Source organism: Streptomyces sp. NPDC102360 (assembly GCF_044766085.1).
In the GTDB taxonomy this organism is placed as follows: domain Bacteria; phylum Actinomycetota; class Actinomycetes; order Streptomycetales; family Streptomycetaceae; genus Streptomyces.
Genome location: NZ_JBIWLG010000006.1, coordinates 254,945 through 276,528 on the forward strand (window position 1 = coordinate 254,945; position 21,584 = coordinate 276,528).

General features: G+C 72.0%; 16 protein-coding genes. 7 read left to right on the plus strand and 9 right to left on the minus strand.

The window, feature by feature from the left end; all coding sequences use genetic code 11:
• Positions 1-11: 11 nt before the first annotated feature.
• The 5 genes from ACIRHA_RS24570 to ACIRHA_RS24590 form a co-directional block, all read right to left on the minus strand.
• Positions 12-1,445, minus strand: coding sequence for a lysine N(6)-hydroxylase/L-ornithine N(5)-oxygenase family protein (locus ACIRHA_RS24570; RefSeq protein WP_403849540.1), 1,434 nt, complete (start codon positions 1,443-1,445; stop codon positions 12-14).
• Positions 1,442-2,836, minus strand: coding sequence for a pyridoxal phosphate-dependent decarboxylase family protein (locus ACIRHA_RS24575; RefSeq protein ID WP_403849543.1), 1,395 nt, complete (start codon positions 2,834-2,836; stop codon positions 1,442-1,444). The genes ACIRHA_RS24570 and ACIRHA_RS24575 overlap by 4 nt, the downstream gene beginning before the upstream one ends.
• A 264-nt stretch (positions 2,837-3,100) precedes the next feature.
• A complete protein-coding gene (pepN, locus tag ACIRHA_RS24580) occupies positions 3,101-5,605 on the minus strand; it encodes an aminopeptidase N (RefSeq protein ID WP_403849546.1) in 2,505 nt (834 codons plus the stop codon).
• Positions 5,606-5,756: 151 nt separating this feature from the next.
• Entirely contained in the window at positions 5,757-6,140 is a 384-nt protein-coding gene (locus ACIRHA_RS24585; protein WP_403849549.1) for a chorismate mutase, read from the minus strand.
• Positions 6,141-6,146: 6 nt separating this feature from the next.
• Complete coding sequence (locus ACIRHA_RS24590) at positions 6,147-7,034, minus strand: helix-turn-helix domain-containing protein (RefSeq protein ID WP_403849552.1); 888 nt, start codon at positions 7,032-7,034, stop codon at positions 6,147-6,149.
• Positions 7,035-7,171: 137 nt separating this feature from the next.
• Here ACIRHA_RS24590 and ACIRHA_RS24595 point away from each other — a divergent pair, with 137 nt between their 5' ends.
• Positions 7,172-8,959 carry a beta-galactosidase family protein gene (locus ACIRHA_RS24595; protein ID WP_403849555.1) on the plus strand — a complete coding sequence of 596 codons (1,788 nt, stop codon included), beginning with the start codon at positions 7,172-7,174 and terminating at the stop codon, positions 8,957-8,959.
• A 154-nt stretch (positions 8,960-9,113) separates the two neighbouring features.
• Here the strand turns inward: ACIRHA_RS24595 and ACIRHA_RS24600 are convergent, their stop codons facing one another.
• Positions 9,114-12,314 (minus strand): endo-alpha-N-acetylgalactosaminidase family protein, encoded by a 3,201-nt coding sequence (locus ACIRHA_RS24600; RefSeq protein WP_403849558.1) that lies wholly within the window; start codon positions 12,312-12,314, stop codon positions 9,114-9,116.
• Between the two features lie 151 nt (positions 12,315-12,465).
• Between ACIRHA_RS24600 and ACIRHA_RS24605 the strand changes: the two genes are divergently transcribed.
• On the plus strand, positions 12,466-13,380 hold the full coding sequence (locus tag ACIRHA_RS24605; RefSeq protein ID WP_403849561.1) for a hypothetical protein: 915 nt from the start codon (positions 12,466-12,468) through the stop codon (positions 13,378-13,380).
• 115 nt (positions 13,381-13,495) lie between these two features.
• Here ACIRHA_RS24605 and ACIRHA_RS24610 read toward each other — a convergent pair whose 3' ends face one another.
• Entirely contained in the window at positions 13,496-14,440 is a 945-nt protein-coding gene (locus ACIRHA_RS24610) for an SDR family oxidoreductase (protein ID WP_403849564.1), read from the minus strand.
• Between the two features lies 1 nt (position 14,441).
• Entirely contained in the window at positions 14,442-15,182 is a 741-nt protein-coding gene (locus tag ACIRHA_RS24615) for an SDR family oxidoreductase (protein WP_403849567.1), read from the minus strand.
• 121 nt (positions 15,183-15,303) lie between these two features.
• Here ACIRHA_RS24615 and ACIRHA_RS24620 point away from each other — a divergent pair, with 121 nt between their 5' ends.
• The 5 genes from ACIRHA_RS24620 (at position 15,304) to ACIRHA_RS24640 (ending at position 19,828) form a co-directional block, all read left to right on the plus strand.
• A complete protein-coding gene (locus tag ACIRHA_RS24620) occupies positions 15,304-16,074 on the plus strand; it encodes an enoyl-CoA hydratase family protein (RefSeq protein WP_403849570.1) in 771 nt (256 codons plus the stop codon).
• A complete protein-coding gene (locus ACIRHA_RS24625) occupies positions 16,071-16,961 on the plus strand; it encodes a CoA transferase subunit A (protein WP_403849573.1) in 891 nt (296 codons plus the stop codon). Before ACIRHA_RS24620 ends, ACIRHA_RS24625 begins: the two co-directional genes overlap by 4 nt.
• On the plus strand, positions 16,958-17,725 hold the full coding sequence (locus ACIRHA_RS24630; RefSeq protein ID WP_403849576.1) for a CoA-transferase subunit beta: 768 nt from the start codon (positions 16,958-16,960) through the stop codon (positions 17,723-17,725). The genes ACIRHA_RS24625 and ACIRHA_RS24630 overlap by 4 nt, the downstream gene beginning before the upstream one ends.
• Before the next feature lie 41 nt (positions 17,726-17,766).
• On the plus strand, positions 17,767-18,816 hold the full coding sequence (locus ACIRHA_RS24635; RefSeq protein ID WP_403850142.1) for an NAD(P)H-dependent flavin oxidoreductase: 1,050 nt from the start codon (positions 17,767-17,769) through the stop codon (positions 18,814-18,816).
• A gap of 61 nt (positions 18,817-18,877) precedes the next feature.
• Positions 18,878-19,828 carry a tyrosine-protein phosphatase gene (locus ACIRHA_RS24640; RefSeq protein WP_403849579.1) on the plus strand — a complete coding sequence of 317 codons (951 nt, stop codon included), beginning with the start codon at positions 18,878-18,880 and terminating at the stop codon, positions 19,826-19,828.
• Between the two features lie 140 nt (positions 19,829-19,968).
• Here the strand turns inward: ACIRHA_RS24640 and ACIRHA_RS24645 are convergent, their stop codons facing one another.
• Positions 19,969-21,543 carry a DEAD/DEAH box helicase gene (locus ACIRHA_RS24645; protein WP_403849582.1) on the minus strand — a complete coding sequence of 525 codons (1,575 nt, stop codon included), beginning with the start codon at positions 21,541-21,543 and terminating at the stop codon, positions 19,969-19,971.
• Between the last annotated feature and the right edge of the window lie 41 nt (positions 21,544-21,584).

Genomic DNA, 21,584 nt, shown 5'->3' on the forward strand with positions numbered 1-21,584 from the left:
GGTTCGGCCGGTCAGTCCTGGAGTTTGACCATGGTGCCGCGCTCTCCTGTCTGCTGGCCGGGCAGGGGGGTGCGGTGGTCGTGTCCGGTGAGGCCGAAGGTGGTGAAGGCGGTGCGCCGGGGCTGCGGGTAGGGGTCCTTGCCGGTCAGCGAGTTGAGGATGGTGGCGCTGCGCCAGGCGGCGAGTCCGAGGTCGGGGGCGCCGACGCCGTGGGTGTGGCGTTCGGCGTTCTGTACGTAGACGGAGCCTTGGACGCGGTCGTCGAGGACGAGGCGGAAGTGGTCGTCGATGCGGGGGCGTTCGGAGTGGTCGCGGCGCAGGTAGGGGTCGAGTCCGGTGAGCATGCCGCTGAGGGGGCGTTCTTTGTAGCCGGTGGCGAGGACGACGGCGTCGGTGGTGAGGCGGGAGCGGGTGCCTTGTTGGCGGTGTTCGAGGTGGAGTTCGATCTTGGTGGTGGCGACGCGTCCGGCGGTGCGGATGCTGACGCCGGGGGTGAGGGTGGCGTCGGGCCAGCCGCCGTCCAGGGTGCGTTGGTAGAGCTCTTCGTGGATGGCGGCGATGGTGTCGGCGTCGATGCCTTTGTGGAGTTGCCACTGTGCGGGGACGAGGCGGTCGCGTTCGGCTTCGGGCAGGTGGTGGAAGTAGTGGCTGTAGTCGGGGGTGAAGTGTTCGAGGCCGAGTTTGCTGTATTCCATGGGTGCGAAGGCTTCGCTGCGGGCGAGCCAGGTGATCTTTTCGCGGCCTGCGGGGCGGGACCTGAGGAGGTCGAGGAAGATTTCGGCGCCGGATTGGCCGCTGCCGATGACGGTGATGTGTTCGGCGGCGAGCAGGCGTTCGCGGTGGCTGAGGTAGTCGGCTGAGTGGATGACGGGGACGGTGGGGGCGTCGGCCAGGGGCTTGAGGGGTTCGGGGACGTAGGGGGCGGTGCCGACGCCGATGGCGACGTTCTTCGTATACGTACGGCCGAGGGCTTCGGCTTCGCCTTCGGCGTCGAGTTGGGTGAAGTCGACTTCGAAGAGGGCGCGTTCGGCGTTCCAGCGGACGGCGTCGACCTGGTGGGAGAAGTGGAGTCCGGGGAGGTTTTCGCTGACCCAGCGGCAGTAGGCGTCGTATTCGGCGCGCTGGATGTGGAAGCGCTCGGCGAAGTAGAAGGGGAAGAGGCGCTCGCGGGTCTTGAGGTAGTTGAGGAAGCTCCAGTGACTGGTGGGGTCGGCGAGGGTCACCAGGTCGGCGAGGAAGGGGACTTGGAGGGTGGCGCCTTCGATGAGCAGGCCGGGGTGCCAGTGGAAGTCGGGGCGTTGTTCGTAGAAGGCGGTGTCGAGTTCGGTGAGGGGGTGGGCGAGGGCGGCGAGGGAGAGGTTGAAGGGTCCGATGCCGATGCCGACGAGGTCGCGGGGTGCTTCGGTGGTGGGTGTTGCGGGGTTGGGGGTGGGCGCGGCTGTCATCGGGGCGTGTGTCCTTCCACCAGTTCCAGGAGGGCGGTGAGGTCTTCGGGGGTGGCGTGCGGGTTGAGCAGGGTGGCTTTGAGGTGGAGCTTCCCGTCCATGCGGGCGCGGCCGAGGACGGCGCGGCCTTCCGTGAGGAGGGTGCGGCGGATCGCGGCGATGGTCTCGTCGGTGGCGCCGGTGGGGCGGAAGAGGACGGTGGTGAGGGTGGGGGTGTCGTACAGCTCGAAGTGCGGGTGTGCGTCGACGAGTTGTGCCAGGTGGTGGGCGAGCGCGGTGACGTGGTCGACGAGGTCGGCGAGTCCGGTGCGGCCGAGGGCTTTGAAGGTGACGGCCGTTTTGAGGATGTCGGGGCGGCGGGTGGTGCGCAGGGAGCGGCCGAGGAGGTCGGGGAGGCCGGCTTCGGTGTCGTCGTCGGCGTTGAGGTAGTCGGCCTGGTGGCCGAGGGCGCTCGTTTCGGCGGTGTCGCGTACGGCGAGGATGCCGGCGGCGACGGGTTGCCAGCCGAGTTTGTGCAGGTCGAGGGCGACGGTGTGGGCGCGGGCGAGGCCGTGCAGCTTGGGGGCTTCGCGGGGGCTGAAGAGGGCGCCCGCACCGTAGGCGGCGTCGATGTGGAGGCGGGCGCCGTGCCGCTCGCAGATGTCGGCGATTTCGGGGAGCGGGTCGATGAGTCCGGCGTCGGTGGTGCCTGCGGTGGCGGCGACGAGTTTGGGTCCCGGGAGTGCGGTGAGCGCGTCGTCGAGGGCGGCCGGGTCGAGGGTGCCGGCGGGGGCGGGCACGGTGATGGGGTCGGGCAGTCCGAGGAGCCAGGCGGCGCGGGTGAGGCTGTGGTGGGCGTTGGCGCCGACGAGGAGGTGGACGGGTTCGCCGGGGGCGGCGGCTTCGCGGGCGAGGAGGACGGCGAGCTGGTTGGCTTCGGTGCCGCCGGTGGTGACGAGGGCGTCGGGGGTGGGGCCCTGGTCCGGGGGGCCGTAGACCTCGTGGGCGAGGGTGGTGGTGACGAGGGCTTCCAGGGCGGAGGCGGCGGGGGCCTGGTCCCAGGAGTCCATGGAGGGGTTGAGGGCGCTCGCGGCGAGGTCCGCGGCGGTGGCGACGGCGAGCGGCGGGCAGTGCAGGTGGGCGGCGCACAGGGGGTCGGCGGGGTCTGCGGCGCCTTCGGCGAGGGCGGTGACGAGGGTGCGCAGCGCCTCTTCGGGGCCCGTGCCGTGGGTGGGCAGCAACTCTCCTACGTCGTGGTGGAGTTGTGCCGTGACGGCCTCGGGGCCGCCTGCGGGGAGGGGGCCGCCGCGGTGGGCGGCCCCCTTGTGCAGGGCGTCGAGGACGGTGGCGAGCAACGGCCGCAGGGCGTCGGGGCCTTGGGTACCTCCGGCGAGGGGCGGCGGGTTGCGCATACGGGTCCTTTGCGTGGTTGGCGTACGTGATGCATCAGCTTGCCGTTTGCGTGCTGATGCGTCCGCCGGACCGATGAAGCTGACCCGAAAGTGGTAGGGGCGGGCGTGGGGTGGGGGGTGGGTGTGCTACGGACTGCCGTCAGGGGGCGGGCGGGGGTTCCCACGCCACGGGGCTCCGCCCCGGTCCCCGCGCCTCAAACGCCGGCGGGGCTTGAAAAGCCTGCTCAATCGCCGCAGGGGCTTGATACATGGCCTTCGGGGGCGCTACGCCCCGCGGACTCTCAATGCGCGGCTCAGGTCGTCGAGTTGGTCGGCCAGTTTGCGGTGCAGGGCCGGGATGGGCGCGGACGTGGTGTCGGCCAGGCGGGCCTCGCCGACGCTGAGCGTGTCTGGGTCGATGGCGTACACGGGGAACGCGTGGCGGCCCGCCGCCTCGGCGAGCGCGGGGCCGCGGCGTGCGGCGAGCGCGGTGGCGTCGGTGAAGTAGCGGGGGACGTAGCTCCGCAGGAGGTCGGTCTGTTCGGGCTGCCAGAAGCCTTGTGCCGTGGCGGTGAAGAGGTAGTTGGACAGGTCGTCGTCCGGGTTCGTGGTGAACATCGCGGCCCAGGCTTCCGCCTTGGTCTGCGGGTCGGGCAGTGCGGCGCGGCAGCGGGCGGCGCCTTCTTGGCCGGTGGCGCTGGGGTCGTGGGCGAGTTCGGCCTCGATGACGGCTTCGTCGACGGCGCCGAGGACGCTGAGCCGGCCGAGGATGCGCCAGCGCAGTTCGGGGTCGAGTTCGGGTCCGCCGGGGACGGCTCCGGAGTCGTACCAGTCGCGGATGACGTCGGCGTGCCGTGCGGCGTCGATGAGGTGACGTACGGCGGTGAGGCGGAGCCCCGGGTGGCTGCCGTCCTCGGTGCGGCGGACGAGGTCTTCGCACAGGGTGTTGATGACGTCGAGGGCTTCGGGCCGCTCGGCGGGGTGGGTGTACCGGTCGGCGACCTGCGTGTGGGCGAAGGTGAGGACGCCCTGGACGAGGGCGAGGTCGCTCTCCTCGGGGAGGTGGGTGGCGACGGTCTCCAGGTAGGTGGCGGGCTGGAGTTCGCCGTCGCGGACCATGTCGCGCAGTGTGTTCCACACGATGGTGCGGGTGAGTGCGTCGGGGATGCCGGACAGGCCGCGCAGGGCGGCTTCCTCGGATGCGGTGTCGAGGCGGATCTTGGCGTAGGTGAGGTCCTGGTCGTTGGGGACGATCAGGGCGGGGCGGCGGCCGTCGCGGAAGGTCGACTCGCGCTCACCAGAGGGGACCTCCACGTCGAGGCGTTCGCGTAGGACGAATCCGTGTGCGTCGGCGGGGGCGTGGTCGTAGAGGCCGATCGCGATGCGGTGGGGGCGGCTGCCGTCGCGGTCGACGGTGAGTGCCCACGTGCCGTCGCCCTCGGAGACGGATGTGGTGAGGGTGTCGACGCCGGTGGTGCGCAGCCACGCGTCGGCCCAGGCGTGGACGTCGCGTTCGGTGCCGGAGGCGAGGGAATCGATGAAGTCGGCGAGGGTGGCGTTGCCGAACTTGTGGCGCTTGAAGTGGGTGTTGATACCGGCGAGGAAGTCCTTCTCGCCGAGCCAGGTGACCAGTTGGCGCAGCGCCGAGGCGCCCTTGGCGTAGGAGATCCCGTCGAAGTTGAGGAGTGCGGAGGCTGTGTCGGGGACGGATTCGGGGGCGACGGGGTGGGTGGAGGGGCGCTGGTCGGCGTCGTATCCCCAGGATTTGCGGGCGACGCCGAAGTCGATCCAGGTGTCGGTGTAGCGCGTGGCCTCGGTGAGGGTCTGGTAGCCCATGTACTCGGCGAACGACTCGTTGAGCCAGATGTCGTCCCACCACTTGAGAGTGACGAGGTCGCCGAACCACATGTGGGCCATCTCGTGGGCGATGACCATGGCGCGGGTCTGCCGTTCGGTGTCGGTGACGGCGGAGCGGTACACGAACTCGTCGCGGAAGGTGACGAGGCCGGGGTTCTCCATGGCGCCGGCGTTGAACTCGGGGACGAAGGCCTGGTCGTAGGAGTCGAAGGGGTAGGGCTCCTCGAACTTCTCGTGGTAGCGGTCGAAGCACGCGCGCGTGGCGTCGAGGATTTCCTCGGCGTCGGCGTCCAGGTAGGGCGCGAGGGAGCGGCGGCAGTGCAGGCCGAAGGGGAGGCCGCGGTGTTCGGTGCGGACGGAGTGCCAGGGGCCTGCGGCGACGGCGATCAGGTAGGTGGAGAGCAGCGGGGTCGTGGCGGCCTGCCAGCGGCCCTCCCCCAGGTGTTCGGTGACGCCGTTGGCGAGGACGGTCCAGCCTTCGGGGGCGGTGACGGTGAGGTCGAAGGTCGCCTTGAGGTCGGGCTGGTCGAAGGCGGCGAAGACGCGCTGGACGTCTTCCATGAACAGCTGCGTGTACGCGTATGTCTCGCCGTCGGTGGGGTCGGTGAAGCGGTGCATGCCCTCGCCGGTGTGCGAGTAGCGCATGGCGGCGTCGATGCTCAGCTCGTGGGTGCCTTCGGTGAGGCCGGTGAGCGGGAGCCGGTTGTCGGCGAGGGTCGTGGGGTCGAGGGGCTGCCCGTCGAGGGTGGCGGAGCGCAGGTCGGCGGGCTTGAGCTCGACGAAGGTGTCGCCCGCGGTGTGTGCGGTGAACCGGATCACGGTGCGGGAGTCGAAGGTGGTGTCTCCGACGGTGAGGTCGAGGTCCACGGTGTACTGCTGGGCGTCGATGAGCTGGGCTCGGGTTTGCGCTTCGCTGCGTGTCAGTACGGGCATGCGATCATGCTGCCGCATGCCACTGACATCGGGACAGGGTGAGTCGTGTGGCGGGCTGCCGGGGTTGAGCTCTCGGGGCTCTGCCCCGGGCCCCGCTGCTCAAGCGCCGCAGGGGCTGGAAAGATCGGGGCGCTGCCCCGGACCCCGCGCCTCAATCGCCGGCGGGGCTTGAATGGTTGCCAGCGGGGCTTGAATGGTTGTCGGCGGGGCTTGACTGGGCTGCGATTTGTTCGTGGTGGCGGATTACCTCGCTGATGATGAAGTTGAGGAATTTTTCGGCGAAGGCGGGGTCCAGCTTCGCGCTCTCCGCGAGTTGGCGGAGGCGTTCGATCTGGCGGGATTCGCGGGCCGGGTCCGCCGGGGGCAGCTCGTGCTGGGCCTTGAGGTGGCCGACCTGCTGGGTGCACTTGAAGCGCTCGGCGAGCATGTGGACGACGGCGGCGTCGATGTTGTCGATGCTGTCGCGCAGGCGGGCGAGCTCGGCGCGCACGGCCGGGTCGGCTGCCGGCTTGTCGTTCGGCTTGCTGGTGGTCATGACGGATCAGCCTACGTGGAGCATGGGTGGGTCGTCGGGGTCGGGGATCTTGTCGGACCAGCCGCCGGGCACCGCGCGACCCTGTTGTTCGCGGAAGCGGACGGGCGCGGTACCGACGCGGCGGGTGAACAGGCGGGAGAAGTAGGCGGGGTCGTCGTAGCCGACGCGGCGGGCGACGGCGGCGACGGGGAGTTCTGTCGCGGCGAGGAGTTCCTTGGCGCGGCCGAGGCGGATGCCGAGGAGGTAGTCCTTGGGGCTCATGCCTGCGCCGCGGCGGACGGCGGTGCGCAGTTCGGCGGGGGTCATGCCGTGCCGGGCGGCGTGTGCGGCGACGGACAGCGGCTGGAAGGCGTCGCGGGCGAGTGCCTGGAGGACGGGGTCGCCGTCGGGGGCGAGGTCGGCGCGGGCGCGGCGCAGGGAGACGAGGAGTTCGTGGACGGCGGCGCCGGTCTCCACTTCGAGGAGCGGGTTGCCGCGGCGGGCGGCGCGGGCGATGCGGGCGACGGCGGCGCGGGGCTGGGTGGCGTCGGCGAGCGGGACGACGGGGCGGTCGGGTTCGATGTAGCCGAGTTCGGTGTACGTGGTGGTGGCGGGCCCGGTGAAGTCGACGAAGCACTCGTCCCAGCCGGTGTCGGGGTCGGCTCCGTAGTGGTGGGGGCGGCCGGGCGCGAGCCAGATCAGGGCGGGTGCGGTGACGGTGCGGCGGGGTCCTTCGGTGTCCTGGTACCAGCCGCTGCCCGCGGTGACGACGACGGCGACGTGGTGGTCGAGGGTGCGGGGTCCGACGGTGGGCAGCGGCCCGTGCTGGAGTCCGACGCCGAGGCAGACGAGGCCGAGGCGGTGGTGGGCCGGGCTGGGCGTGAAGTACCGCATCCAGGTGTGGTACGTGGGCATTTGTCCCCTCCCGTAGTGGTGCGTGCGGGCGTCCCCGTCCAACACCGGCCGATCTTTGTCCATGGACCCCGTCGGCCGCCAGAGGTGAGGGTGGCGGCCGGTGGGTGCCGCGCCCATCGGTCGATGAGGAGCACGTGATGACGGATTTCCGGGTGGGCGGGGACGACTTCGAGGTGGACGGGCGGCCGGTGCGGCTGCTGTCGGGGGCCTTGCACTACTTCCGGGTGCACGAGGAGCAGTGGGCGCACCGGCTGCGGATGCTGCGGGCGATGGGCCTGAACTGTGTGGAGACGTACGTGCCGTGGAATCTGCACGAGCCGCGCCCCGGTGAGGTGCGCGACGCGGCGGCGGTGGGGCGCTTCCTGGATGCGGCGCATCGGGAGGGGCTGTGGGTGATCGTGCGGCCGGGGCCCTACATCTGTGCGGAGTGGGAGAGCGGGGGGCTTCCGCACTGGGTGACGGGGCCGCTGGGGGCGCGGGCGCGGACCCGTGACGCGGAGTTCATGGCGGCGGTGGAGCGCTGGTTCGGGGTGTTGTTGCCGCAGATCGTCGAGCGGCAGGTCGACCGGGGCGGTCCTGTGCTGATGGTGCAGGTGGAGAACGAGTACGGCAGCTACGGCTCGGACCAGCACTATGTGCGGGCTGTCGCCGACCTTCTTGTGGGGCTCGGGGTGACGGTGCCGCTGTTCACGTCGGACGGGCCCGAGGATCACATGCTGAGCGGGGGTTCGGTTCCGGGGGTGCTTGCGACGGTGAACTTCGGCTCCCGCGCGCGTGAGGCCTTCTCGACGCTACGTAGGCACCAGCCCGAGGGCCCTCTGATGTGCATGGAGTTCTGGTGCGGCTGGTTCGACCACTGGGGTGCGAAGCACGTCGTACGGGATCCGCGGGAGGCGGCGCAGGCGCTGCGGGAGGTCCTGGAGTGCGGGGCGTCCGTGAACCTGTACATGGCGCACGGCGGGACGAGTTTCGGGGGCTGGGCGGGCGCGAACCGGGGTGGTGGCGCGCTGCACGACGGGCCGCTTGAGCCGGATGTCACGTCGTACGACTACGACGCCCCGATCGACGAGTTCGGCCGCCCCACGGAGAAGTTCTGGCTGTTCCGTGAGGTGCTCGCCGCGTACGCGGAAGGCCCGCTGCCGGAGGTGCCGCAGCAGCCGGCGGCGCTCGCGGGCCCGGTCACGGCCGCGCTGACGGCGTTCACGGCCCTGGACGGGGTGTTTGAGGCGCTGGGTGGCCCCGAGACGGAGCACGCGGTGCCGCCGTCGTTCGAGGACCTTGACGTGGACCGTGGCCTGGTGCGGTACGCGGTGACGGTGCCGGGGCCACGGCAGCCGTATCCGCTGCGAGCGCGCGGGCTGCGGGATCTGGCGGTCGTGTACGTCGACGGGGAGCGGGCCGGGGTGCTCACGGAGGAGGAGCCGCAGCTGGCCGAGGACGTGGCCGGGCACGCGCGCGTAGAGCTGTGGGTGGAGTCCCTGGGGCGCGTCAACTACGGGCCGCGCACGGGTGAGCCGAAGGGGATCACCGGCGGGCTGCTGCACGAGCGGCAGTTCCTGCACGGGGTGCGGGCGCGGGGGCTGCGCCTGGACGCCTTCACGGCTTCCGGGGTGGCCGCTCTGCCGTCCACGTCGGTGTCGGCGTCGGCGTCGGTGGCGGTGGCGGTGGCGGTGGCGGTGGAGGGCGAGGGGCGGGGCCTGTACCGGGGCTCCTTCCAGGTGTCCGGGGCCGGGGACGCGGCCCTCGAACTGCCGGGCTGGGGGCGGGGCTTCGTGTGGGTGAACGGCTTCTGCCTGGGCCGCTACTGGTCGGTGGGGCCGCAGGAGGCCCTGTACGTGCCGGGCCCGGTGCTGCGCGAGGGCGCGAACGACGTGTGGGTCCTGGAGCTCGACCGGGCGGGGGACCCACGGGTCGTGTTGCGCTGAGGCGGGCCGGCCCGCGGCGGCCGGCCACGAGACCGACGACCGGGCGGAGGTCGGGCGGCCGGGCAAGCACGCGAGCCGGGCGGCCGCGCGGGCACGCGGTCGCCCGACCTCGGCCGAACCCTCGCCCGGCCCCGCCCGGCCCCCGCCCAGTCGCTCAGGCGAGCTCGGTGGCCTCGAAGGTGTCCAGGACGAATTCGGCGGTGCCGTCGTCGCCCGTCTTGCGCAGCCCGACCCAGGTCTCCCCCTTGTCCGGCGCCGTGAACTCGTAGGTCAGCGTCGTGGGTTCCGTGGCCACGGGCAGCTCCTTGCGGGACAGCTCCTTGGCCTCCGGGTCGTCGACCGCGGTGATCCAGGCGTACTGGCCGGCCTTCTCGTTCTCGTAGCGGAAGGAGACCCGGTACCGCTTGCCGGGCTCGAAGCGGGCTGTGTGCGGGACGGTGCGGTAGACGAGGCCGGTGTTCTCCCCGCGCGACTTGAGGGACTGGGTGCCGTCGACGACGTCGTCGATCGCCTTGCCGTTCCAGCCGCGCTGGGTGTACGGCGCGTGGCGCTGGGCGATGTGGGTGCGCGGGTCGGTGGAGCCTCCCGCGTCGCCCTTCACGAAGGGGCCCCAGCCCTGCGGGACGTGTTCGAAGTCCTCGCGGACCAGCGTGTGTTGTGGGTCGTCGGGTGCGGGCGCCTTGACGATGCGTACGTTGTCGAAGCGGATCCGCGCCGATCCGGCCGCGGCGCGCAGCGCGAGGGTGACGGGGCCGCCGCCGTCCGGCACGGTGAAGTACGTGGTCATCCGCTGGAAGCGGGTGTCGTGCTTGCGGTCGGCTGCGACGTGGTTGCCGGCGGTGGAGGTGTCGGTCCGGTTGGCGGCGCTCACTCCGTCGACGGTGCGCACCTCCAGGGTGGCCGTGCGCCGCTCCCCCGCCTTGGCGCCGACCTCGACCTGGACGGACGCGGCGTAGCCGCCGGGGGCGAGCCGGGTGAGGCGCTGGGAGACGGTGGCGGCGGCGCCGGGGCCGATGACGAGTTCGTGGTCGCCGAGGGTGCTGCGTTCGACCGAGGCGGGTCCGGCGACCGTCCAGCCCTTGAGGGAGCCGGAGTTGAAGCCGGGGTCGTGCAGCGGCGTGCCCTGGCCCCAGGCGGGCTCGCGGGCGAGGTCGTCGCGGTCCCGGTAGAGGACGTAGGGCTGGTCGGCGTCGGCCTTCAGCGTCACCTTGCCGCCGGACACGGTGACGTACGAGACGAAGGCGCGGCCCTGGTCGGTGAGTCGGTACAGGGCCACCTTGCTTCTGCCCTCCCACGCGCGCGGGAGACGCCAACTGGTTCTGCCTCCCTCGGGGTTGTAGTGGTACAGCTTCGCCGGGTCGGCGGCCTTGCGCGGTTCCCACGGCAGCAGGTAGGTGCCGGCGTCGTAGACGAGGCGGCCGTCGGTGGTGATACGGCGGGCGCCGGAGGCGTCGGTGACGCTGGTTCTCGTGGCGCCGAAGAAGGTGATCTCGTGCTCGCCCCAGATCTTGACGGGCTGCGCCTGGAGGTACTTGGCGGGCAGCGAGTGCGTCCAGATGAGGCGGTAGAAGGCGGTCCAGTCGGTCTTGCCGACCCAGCCCTCGAAGTTGCCCATGCGGGCGACGCCGAGGAGGGTGGGCCACTTGTCGGCGAAGACGTCCTTCTGGTGGTGGCGGATGAAGCGGATGAGTTTCGAGTTGATGCCGCGTGAGGTGTCGGGGCCGTAGTCGGTCTCGGTGGCCCAGTGGGACCACAGCGAGGACCGTTCGAAGCCGTGGCCCCATTCGGACGTGACGTTCCAGCCCTGGTCGCGGAAGGTGCGCTGGAGGCGGTCGGAGGTCCAGCCGGACTCGCGGAACACGTCGATGTAGAGGGTGTTGAGGCCGTCGTCGGTGTCGCGGCGCAGGTCGGCGAAGCGCTTGACGATGTCGCCGGAGACGAGGTCGCGGCGCTGGTCGATGCGGTAGCTCTGGTCGAGCCAGTCCCACTGTTCGTCGCTCTTGTCGACGAGTGTCTCGGAGAAGGCGTTGGCGACGGGGTAGGACTCGGTGGCGTTTACGTGGACGCCGAAGTCGCTGTTCCACTTCTTGCCCTCGCGGACCAGGGTGTTGAGGTCGTCGAGGCCGCCCGCGCGCGTGTTGTAGTTCCCGGCGTAGTCGGGGTGCGCGGAGTCGTGGCCCTCGGACTGGTACCCCTTGAGGAGGGTGTACTGGCGCAGTCCGTCGGTGGCCAGGTGGATCCGTTTGACGTTGTCGAGGGTCGCGAGGAACGGATTCGTCGCCTGTGACGCGAAGTTGAACGGGATGTGCGGGACGACGCGCAGGTGCTGTTCGTCGGCGCCGCGCGGGCTGTGGGCGATGTCGCGGAAGGCGATGGCGGCGTCCTGCCAGTCGACCTTGCCGTCGCCGTTGCGGTCCCCGGTGACGACGACCGTCGCGTACGGGAGGGGTTCGGTGGCGTCGACCGGGGCGGTGGCGGCGCGGTGTGTCCATTGGCCGGGGGCGAGGCGGGCGGCGGTGTGGCCGTCGCGGCGCACGGTCTCGCGCCACAGGCGGCCGTTCTCCCAGGTGGTTCCGGCGGCGCCGTCGGGCTTGTCGTAGCTGGTGTTGGTCTCGATCGCGCCGCCGAGCCGGTCGTGGGCGACGACGGCGTAGGCGCACCCGGTGGGCGCCTGGGCGGGGCTTTCGGTGGTCGGGGTGATGAGGGTGTCGCCGCTCTTGGCCTTGTCGAGCTGCACGGTGGCGGCGAGGAGGGCGGCGCCGGGCTGGTCGCTGTGGACGGACAGCAGGGCGAGGCCGGGGAACTGGAGGGTGCCGACGCGCAGTTGCGCGGTGTCGCTGATCTTCGTGACGCGCCAGTCGACCTGGTGCCCGTCGACGGTGATACGGATGTCGATGGTGGTGCCGCCGGTGAGGGTGAGGCGGTAGTCGGCGTGGTCGGCGGCGGGCGTGCACGTCACCTTCGGGGTGTGCTCGGCGCCGTCGATCAGCAGCGTCGTGACCGGATCGGGCTGGGCGTGCAGGACGGCGCCGGTGGCGCGCTCGGTGTAGGAGACGACGAGGGGGAAGGCGGTACTGACGCGGACGACGAGGTCGCGGGAGCGGATGACGGCGACGCCGGAGGCGGCGGTCGCGGTGTCCGTGGTGGTCGCGGCGCGGGCGGTGCCGGTGAGGGTGAGGCCGAGTGCGACGCTCGCCCCGCCGACCGCCCCGGCGGTGACGAGAGCCCTGCGGCTGGGGCCTGTACGGAGACCCTCCGTGGGTTCCCCCGTGGAGACCGGCTCCGCCTCCCCGCCCTTCGAGCTCTCCGAGTTCTCGGCGTTCTCCGGCGGCTGGCCTTGGGGCTGCTCGGGCACGGCGCACTCCTTCTCACGGCGGCTTGGCGTGTCGATCACGATGCGCCGGGCGGGGCGAGGTGCCCATGGACAAAGGGGCGGCAGGTCTTGGATTAATGGCCGTACTCTGGAGTCGCCGGGTACCGGCCCGGCGGACCCAGGGGGTGCGCGCGTGGCGGACGGCGGACCGGTGGTGCACGGCTATCCGCACCTGGAGACGGTGCGGACGGCGATCACGGCGCTCTACAGGCGGCTCTCCTACGACACGGTGCGGACGTTCTCGTCGAGCGTCGCCCCGGCCGACGTGGCGTTCAGTGACGTCGACGATCTGTATCTGGGTGTGCAGCGGGTGGCGCGTGAGCTGGTGCTGCACTACCGGCTCCCCGACGCGCGGATGATCGTGAGTTTCCGGGAGATGCGGCATGCGGCGAGCGTGGAACTGGCGGCGGGCCCGGAGTACTTCATCGAGTTGAACGACCGGTTCCGTACGCATCGCCGGGACATCGGCGCGGCGCTCGCCCACGAGATCATGCACGTGTATCTGCACCGCCTCGATCTGTCGCTGCCGGGGACGCGGGACAACGAGATCCTGACCGATACGGCCGCTACGTATCTGGGTGCGGGCTGGCTGCTCCTTGACGCCTATCGGGAGGATGCGGCGTCTTCACAGAAGCTGGGCTATCTGACGCCGGAGGAGTTCGGGTACGTGCTCGCGAAGCGGGCCCTCACCTTCGGTGAGGGCCCGGAGACGTGGTTCACGAGTCCGCAGGCGTACTCGGCGTACGAGCGGGGTCTTGAGCAGGCGCGGCGCGACGAGCGGCAGCCGCCGTTGACCGCGGCGGGCTGGGCGGGCCGGCGGCGCTACGCCAAGGACCGCCGGTACGCGCAGGACCACGGGCCGCGGGGGCTCGATCCGGCGGGCCCGTACGCGTTCTCGGCCGCGGCGGACGGGTCGTCGGGGCGCAGTGGCGGTCTGCGGGTGGCGTTCGCGTGCCCGACGTGTCATCAGCGGATCCGGGTGCCGGTGCGCGGCAGGGTGCGGGCGCGGTGCGGGCTGTGCCGGACGGTATGGGAGTGCGACACGTAGCCCCTTCGGCGGGGCCGCGGCGGGGCGGGGGCCGCGGGGCTCTGCCCCGGACCCCGCGCCTCAATCGCCGGCGGGGCTTGATGTGGTCGATCGGTGGCAGGGCGCCGCGTGGGTGTTACGACGCCCCGTACACACCTCCCGGTACGGCCGCGCGCGCCAGCAGTTCGCGGGCCGTGTCCCCCGCGCCCGCCGGTGTCCACCGCTCTTCCTTGTCGACGGTCGGGCCGGGCCGCCAGCCCTCCATCACGGTGATCCGGCCCGCCTCCACCTCGAAGACCCGGCCGGTCACCCCGTCCGCGGCGGCCCCCGAGCCGAGCCATACGACGAGCGGTGACACGTTCTCCGGCGCCATCGCGTCGAAGGCTCCGGTCCCGGGCGCCGCCATGGTCTCGGCGAACGTCGCCTCGGTCATCCGGGTGCGGGCGGCCGGCGCTATCGCGTTGACCTGCACGCCGTAGCGCCCCATCTCGGCTGCCGCGACCAGGGTCAGTCCGAGGATCCCGGCCTTCGCCGCGCTGTAGTTGCCCTGCCCGACGGACCCCAACAGGCCTGCTCCGGAGGAGGTGTTGACGACGCGGGCCACCGGGGTACGGCCCGCCTTCGACTCCGCCCGCCAGTACGCGGCGGCGTGCTTGAGCGGCAGGAAGTGGCCCTTGAGGTGGACCCGCATCACGGCGTCCCAGTCGTCCTCGTCGAGGTTGACCAGCATCCGGTCGCGCAGGAACCCGGCGTTGTTCACCAGCGTGTCGAGGCGCCCGAAGGTGTCGACGGCCGCCGCGACGAGTGAGGCGGCACCCTCGGAGGTCGCTATGTCGCCGCCGTGCGCCACCGCCTCGCCGCCCAACGCCGCTATTTCCTGGACCACTTGGGCCGCCGGGCTGTCGGGGGCGGGGGCGCCGTCCAGGCCCACCCCCAGGTCGTTCACGACGACCTTCGCGCCCTCGGCCGCGTACGCGAGGGCGTGCGCGCGCCCGAGTCCGCGCCCCGCTCCCGTGACGGCGACCACCCGCCCCGCGCACAGGCCTCCGCTGCTGCCGTCGGCCGGCTTCGCATCCGTCATCTCACGCCTCCTTGTTGGCAGTTGCCGCGTCCAGGAACGCGGGGAGCTCACCGCCGCCGTGCATCAGCAGGCTCGCCCCGGTGATGTACGAGGCGGCGTCCGACGCCAGGAACACCGCGGCGTCACCGACCTCGCGCGGCTCGGCCAGGCGCCCCATGGGCACGGTCGCGCCCACCGCGGCGATGCCCGCCTCGTCCCCGTAGTGCAGTTCGCTCAGTTCGGTACGGACCATGCCGAGCACCAGCGTGTTCACCCGGATTCGGGGCGCCCACTCCACGGCCATGGACCGCGCGAGGTGCTCCAGGCCCGCCTTCGCCGCTCCGTACGCCGCGCTGCCGGGCGAGGGGCGGCTGCCGCTGACGCTGCCGATCATGACGATCGAGCCGTGCGCGGCGTCGAGTTTCTCGCGGGCGGCCAGGGACGCGGTCAGCGCCGCCGTCAGGTTCAGCTCGAGCACGCGCGCGTGCCGGACCGCGTCCGCCTCCGCGAGCGGGCGGTACGGCGTGCCCCCCGCGTTGTTCACCAGCACGTCCACCCGGTCGAGGCCCGCGAACAGCTCCTCCACGGCTGCCGCGTCCCGCAGGTCGACGGGTATGAACTCGCAGCCGTCCACGGGGGTTTCGGGTGGCCTGCGGGCGCAGGTGATCACCCGCGCCCCGGCCCGCGCGAAGGCGCCCGCGATCCCGGCGCCCACTCCCCTCGTCCCGCCCGTGACGACGACGACCCGACCGCTCAGATCCATCCCGCTCCCTTTCCCGACCCTTTCGGGCCCCTCTCGCGCCGACCCATTCCGCCGGCCCTCGCCGCCTGCTACCGTCATCGGCGTACCAAACAAACGTTAGGTGGAAAGGTAGCTGAACGCCATGGGTGTCTCCACCTCCTCACCCGAAAAGGGCATCACCGTCGTCACGGTCGACTTCCCACCCGTCAACGCACTGCCGGTGCGGGGCTGGTACGACCTGTCGGACGCCGTCCGCGCCGCGGGCCGCGATCCCGATGTGCGCTGCGTCGTGCTGACCGCGGCCGAGACCTCCCGTGGGTTCAACGCGGGGGTGGACATCAAGGAGATGCAGCGCGAGACGGCCTCGGCCTGCGGCGGCCACAGCGCCCTGGTCGGCGCCAACCGCGGCTGCTACGAGGCGTTTTCGGCGGTCTACCAGTGCGAGGTCCCGGTGGTCGCGGCGGTCGCCGGGTTCTGTCTGGGCGGCGGCATCGGCCTCGTGGGGAACGCGGACGCGATCGTGGCGAGCGACGACGCGACGTTCGGCCTGCCCGAGCTGGACCGGGGCGCGCTCGGCGCGGCCACGCACCTGGCCCGCCTCGTCCCGCAGCACTTGATGCGCGCACTGTTCTACACGTCCCGCACGGCGACGGCCGCCGAACTGCAGGCGCACGGCTCGGTGTGGCGGGTCGTACCGAGGGAGCAGCTGCGCGAGGCGGCCCTGGAGCTGGCCCGCGACATCGCCCGCAAGGACGGTTATCTGCTCCGCCTCGCCAAGTCCGCGCTCAACGGGATCGACCCCGTCGACGTGCACCGCAGCTACCGCTTCGAGCAGGGCTTCACCTTCGAGGCGAACCTGAGCGGGGTCGCCGACCGGGTCCGCGACACCTTCGGACAGGAGACCGAGCGATGACCGCACCGGACAAGACGGATACGACAGGCCAGACAGGTGGGACGGACAAGACGCTGACGCCCGAGGACGTGGTCGGGCGGCTGCGCAGCGGCATGACGATCGGCATCGGCGGCTGGGGTTCGCGCCGCAAACCCATGGCGCTGGTGCGGGCGTTGCTGCGTAGTGACATCACGGACCTGACCGTCGTCTCGTACGGGGGTCCGGACGTCGGGCTGCTCGCGGCGGCCGGGAAGATCCGCAAGCTGGTCGCGGCGTTCGCGACGCTCGACTCCATCCCGCTCGAGCCGAACTTCAGGGCGGCGCGCCAGCAGGGTGCGTTCGAGCTGATGGAGGTCGACGAGGCGATGTTCATGTGGGGGCTGCACGCGGCGGCGAACCGGCTGCCGTTCCTGCCTGTTCGGGCGGGGATCGGCTCGGACGTCATGCGCGTCAACCCGGGGCTGCGGACGGTGACGTCGCCGTACGAGGACGGGGAGACGTTCGTCGCGATGCCGGCGCTGCGCCTCGACGCGGCCCTGGTGCACGTGAACCGGGCGGACCGCGCGGGCAACGGCCAGTATCTGGGCCCGGACCCGTACTTCGACGACCTGTTCTGCGAGGCGGCGGACAGCGCGTACGTGTCGTGCGAGCAGCTGGTCGACGGTTTCGGGCCCGACACCGTGCCGCAGACTCTGCTGGTCAAGCGGCATTCCGTGACGGGAGTCGTGGAGACGCCGGGCGGAGCGCACTTCACGTCCTGCGTGCCCGACTACGGACGCGACGAGCCGTTCCAGAAGCTGTACGCGAGCACGCCCTGGCCCGAGTTCGCCGAGCGGTTCCTGCCGCCCGGCGGTGACGAGAAGCAGTACCAGTCCGCCGTCCAGGCCTGGCACGAGGAGCAGAAGTGAGCGTCACCAGCAGTGCCACCACGACAGATGTGTCCCGCGCCGAGTACTGCGTGATCGCGTGCGCCGAGGCCTGGCGGGACAACGGGGAGGTGCTGGCGAGCCCGATGGGCCTGATCCCGTCCGTGGGGGCGCGGCTGGCCAAGCGCACCTTCTCCCCCGGTCTGCTGCTGACCGACGGCGAGGCGATGGTGGTCGGGCTCGACGGCGCGGCGGAGGGCTGGCTCCCGTACCGGCAGCATCTGACGATGGTCACCGGCGGGAAGCGGCACGTGATGATGGGGGCGAGCCAGGTCGACCGGTTCGGCAACCAGAACATCTCGTGCATCGGCGACTGGGAGCGGCCGGACCGGCAGCTCCTCGGAGTGCGCGGTGCCCCGGTCAACACGCTGAACAATCCGGTGAGTTACTGGGTCCCCAAGCACAGCCGCCGGGTCTTCGTCGAGAAGGTCGACATGATCAGCGGGGTGGGCTACGACAGCGCGGCCGCCGCGGGCCCGTCGGCGACGCGGTTCCATCGCATCCCGCGCGTGGTGACGAATCTGGCCGTCCTGGACTTCGACACCGACGACCACGCGATGCGACTGGTGTCCGTGCATCCGGGCGTCACGGTGGCGGAGGTCCAGGAGGCGACAGGGTTCGCGCTGGTGCTCCCCGAGAGCGGCGAGGTGCCGTCCACGCGGGAGCCCACGGCCGAGGAGCTGCGGCTGATCCGGGAGGTCATCGACCCGAAGGCGACGCGGGGCCGGGAGGTCAAGCCGGTATGACGCCGCCTTCCGAACCGGCCCCGGAATCCGCCGCGTTCACGATCCCGACGCCCCTGACCCGGCTCACCGGCGTGCGCCACCCCATCGTGCAGACCGGCATGGGGTGGGTCGCGGGGCCGCGCCTGGTGTCAGCGGCGGCGAACGCGGGGGCGCTCGGCATCCTGGCGTCCGCCACCATGACGCTCGACCAGCTGCGCGCCGCCGTCCGCGAGGTGAAGTCGCGCACGGACCAGCCCTTCGGGGTGAACCTGCGGGCCGACGCGGGGGACGCGCGCGAGCGGGTCAAGGTGATCGTCGACGAGGGCGTGAAGGTCGCCTCGTTCGCGCTGGCCCCCTCGCGCGAGCTGATCGCCGAGCTGAAGGACGCGGGCGCCGTCGTGATCCCGTCGATCGGGGCGCGCCGGCACGCCGAGAAGGTCGCGGCGTGGGGCGCGGACGCGGTGATCGTGCAGGGCGGCGAGGGCGGCGGGCACACCGGGGAGGTGGCGACGTCGGTGCTGCTGCCGCAGGTGGTGGACGCCGTCGACATCCCGGTGGTCGGGGCGGGCGGTTTCCGTGACGGCCGGGGCCTGGTCGCGGCGCTGGCCTACGGGGCGGCGGGGGTCGCCATGGGGACCCGTTTCCTGCTGACGTCGGACTCGACGGTGCCGGGCGCGGTGAAGGCGAAGTACCTGGCGGCGAGCGTCAAGGACGTCACGGTGACGACGGCGGTGGACGGTCTGCCGCACCGCATGCTGCGCTCGGAACTGGTCGACTCCCTGGAGAACGCGGGGCACACGCGCGCGTTGCTGCACGCCGTGCGTCGCGCCACGGGCTTCAAGAAGCTCTCGGGCCTGAGCTGGCCGCAGATGGTGCGGGACGGCCTGGCCATGAAGCACGGCAAGGACCTCACGTGGAGCCAGGTGCTGCTGGCCGCGAACACCCCGATGCTCCTGAGGGCCTCCATGGTCGAGGGCCGCACCGACCTGGGCGTCATGGCCTCCGGACAGGTGGCGGGCCTGATAGAGGACCTGCCCAGCTGCGCGGAGCTGGTCGAGCGTGTGATGACCGAGGCCCGTAAGACGCTGGAGTCGCTTCCCACTCCACCCTGAACCGACCTGGCCACCCTGGCCTGGTCACGACAACTGCCCACCTTTACAAGGGAGTTCATGTATGTCGCACACGTACAGAACAGGGCACGCGCACACAGCGGCGTTCTCGCGGCGTGGTGCGCTCGGCGCCGCGCTCGGCACGGTCGCGGCGCTCGCCGGTGCCCCCGCCGTCGCGGCGGCGCCGTCGCGGGCAAGGCCGGACACCGGGTCGGCCACCGGTGGCATCCGGCAGATCCCGCTCGAAGGGGCGGTGAACGTCCGGGACATCGGCGGCTACCGCGCGCGGGGGCGCGGCCTGGTCCGGTACGGCCTCGTCTACCGGGCCGACGCGCTGAGCGAACTCACCGACGCGGACGTGGCGCGGGTCGCCGGTCTGCGCCTCGACCAAGTGGTCGACTTCCGGGTGCCGTTCGAGGTGCGCTCGGACGGCGCCGACCGGCTGCCCGCGGGTCTGCCGGTGACCGCGCGGTCCGTCTCCGACGGCGGCCAGTACGAGCGGATGATGGCCGCGATCGGCTCCAAGGACCCGGCGGTGCAGCAGGAGGTGCTGGGGGACGGCAAAGCGGCCGCCGCGATGCGTACCACGTACCGGATGTTCGTGACCGACGCAGCCAACCGCGCGCGGTTCGCGGCGACGCTCCGGGATGCGGCGTTCGGTGGGCGCGGCGCGCTGCTCTACCACTGCACGTCGGGCAAGGACCGTACGGGCTGGATGACGTACGTCCTGCTGAGCCTGCTCGGTGTGGGTCAACGGGCGGCGGAGGGTGACTACTTGGCGTCGAACGCGTTTCGCGCCGCGCATGATGCCGAGGTTCGTGAGGGGCTGCGGCAGGCGGGGCTCATGCACCATCCGGAGCTGCTGATACCTGTCCAGGAGGTGCGGATGGAGTATCTGGATGCGGCGCGTCGGCAGGTGCGGAATGCCTTCGGCGGTCTGGAACGGTATGTGGCCGAGGGGCTTGGGGTGGATCGCCGTGTGGTGGGGGTGCTGAGGGCGCGGCTGGTGGGGTGACGTGTTGCGCCGCCACGGGGCGGAGGCCGCGGGGCTCCGCCCCGGACCCCGCGCCTCAATCGCCGGCGGGGCTTGAATTGGCCCCGAACCTCACGTACCGGCGGGGCTTGAACACAACCCCGCCGGGCTTGTGGCTCGGGTCAGGCGGCCTGGCGGGGGCCGCCGCGGCCGCGGGGGCTGCGGCGGTTGCCGGTGGTGGAGGTGGGCTGGCCGGCGTTGGGCGATCCGGAGCGGCGGCGGTTGCCGCCGCCGCCCGAGCCCGTGCGCTGGCCTTCGGTGGCTGCCGCGCGGCCGCCGTTGCCATTGCCGTTGCCGTTGCCCGAACCCCCGCGGGAGCGGCGGGAGCGGCGCGGCTTGGCCGCGGCGGCGGGAGCGGTCGGCTCCGGCACGGCGATGGCCACGGCGACACCGGACGGCTCGCGCGCGCCGGTGATCTGCGTCAGCGCCTCGTCCGTGGAGCGGACCTGCGTCGTGCGCGGCTGGATCTTCGCGTCGCGCATCAGGCGCTGCACGTCGCGCTTCTGCTCGGGCAGGACCAGGGTGACGACGCTGCCGGACTCGCCTGCGCGGGCGGTGCGGCCGCCGCGGTGCAGGTAGTCCTTGTGCTCGGTGGGCGGGTCGACGTTGACGACGAGGCCGAGGTCGTCGACGTGGATGCCGCGGGCGGCGACGTTCGTGGCGACGAGCGCGGTGACCCGGCCGTCCTTGAACTGCTCCAGGGTGCGGTTGCGCTGCGGCTGGCTGCGGCCGCCGTGCAGCGGAGCCGCGTACACGCCGGCGGCGAGGAGCCGCTTGGCCAGCCGGTCGGCGGAGCGCTTGGTGTCGACGAAGAGGATGACGCGTCCCTCGCGGGCGGCGATGCGCGCGGTGACGGCCTTCTTGTCGGTCTCGTCCAGGACGTGCAGGACGTGGTGCTCCATCGTCGTCACCGCGCCCGCGGACGGGTCGACGGAGTGCACGACGGGGTCGTTGAGGAACTGCTTGACGAGCCGGTCCACGTTCTTGTCGAGCGTCGCGGAGAACAGCATCGTCTGGCCGCCCGCCTCGACCTGCTTCAGGAGCGCGGTGACCTGCGGCATGAAGCCCATGTCGGCCATCTGGTCGGCCTCGTCGAGGACCGTCGTACGCACCGAGCCGAGCACGCAGTCGCCGCGCTCGATGAGGTCCTTGAGGCGGCCCGGGGTCGCGACGACGACCTCGGCTCCGCGGCGCAGCTGGCCCGCCTGCCGGGAGATCGACATGCCGCCGACGACCGTCGCGATACGCAGCTTCAGCGCGGTGGCGTATGGGGTGAGGGCGTCGGTGACCTGCTGCGCGAGCTCACGCGTGGGGACGAGGACGAGCGCGAGAGGGGACTTCGGCTCGGCCTTGGCGCCGGTCGTGTGGGTGAGCAGCGGGAGGCCGAAGGCGAGGGTCTTGCCGGAGCCGGTGCGGCCGCGGCCGAGGAGGTCCCGTCCGGCGAGCGAGTTGGGGAGCGTCGCGGCCTGGATGGGGAACGGTTCGGTGACGCCCTGCTCACCCAGCGTCTTCAGAAGGGCGGCCGGCATGTCGAGTTCGGCGAAGCTGTCCACGGCGGGGAGCGCGGGGGTGGTGTTCTCCGGCATCGTGAATTCGGCGGGCGGCGAGGACTGTTGCCTGCGACGCTGCTCGGGGGCACGGCGCTGCCCGGCTGCGGGACGCGGGCTGCGGCGGGACGGGCGGGCAGAACTGGCCATGCGGCGATGCCTTCCGGGACGGGACAGCAGGAACCGGGGCC

Excerpts from the sequence above, each read along its gene's own strand:
- ACIRHA_RS24590 (WP_403849552.1), bottom strand. The coding sequence starts at position 7,034 with ATGCCCACGTACCACACCTGGATGCGGTACTTCACGCCCAGCCCGGCC.
- ACIRHA_RS24640 (WP_403849579.1), top strand. The coding sequence starts at position 18,878 with ATGTCGCACACGTACAGAACAGGGCACGCGCACACAGCGGCGTTCTCG.
- ACIRHA_RS24570 (WP_403849540.1), bottom strand. The coding sequence starts at position 1,445 with ATGACAGCCGCGCCCACCCCCAACCCCGCAACACCCACCACCGAAGCA.
- pepN (WP_403849546.1), bottom strand. The coding sequence starts at position 5,605 with ATGCCCGTACTGACACGCAGCGAAGCGCAAACCCGAGCCCAGCTCATC.
- ACIRHA_RS24610 (WP_403849564.1), bottom strand. The coding sequence starts at position 14,440 with ATGACGGATGCGAAGCCGGCCGACGGCAGCAGCGGAGGCCTGTGCGCG.
- ACIRHA_RS24615 (WP_403849567.1), bottom strand. The coding sequence starts at position 15,182 with ATGGATCTGAGCGGTCGGGTCGTCGTCGTCACGGGCGGGACGAGGGGA.
- ACIRHA_RS24645 (WP_403849582.1), bottom strand. The coding sequence starts at position 21,543 with ATGGCCAGTTCTGCCCGCCCGTCCCGCCGCAGCCCGCGTCCCGCAGCC.
- ACIRHA_RS24625 (WP_403849573.1), top strand. The coding sequence starts at position 16,071 with ATGACCGCACCGGACAAGACGGATACGACAGGCCAGACAGGTGGGACG.
- ACIRHA_RS24585 (WP_403849549.1), bottom strand. The coding sequence starts at position 6,140 with ATGACCACCAGCAAGCCGAACGACAAGCCGGCAGCCGACCCGGCCGTG.
- ACIRHA_RS24620 (WP_403849570.1), top strand. The coding sequence starts at position 15,304 with ATGGGTGTCTCCACCTCCTCACCCGAAAAGGGCATCACCGTCGTCACG.
- ACIRHA_RS24595 (WP_403849555.1), top strand. The coding sequence starts at position 7,172 with ATGACGGATTTCCGGGTGGGCGGGGACGACTTCGAGGTGGACGGGCGG.
- ACIRHA_RS24575 (WP_403849543.1), bottom strand. The coding sequence starts at position 2,836 with ATGCGCAACCCGCCGCCCCTCGCCGGAGGTACCCAAGGCCCCGACGCC.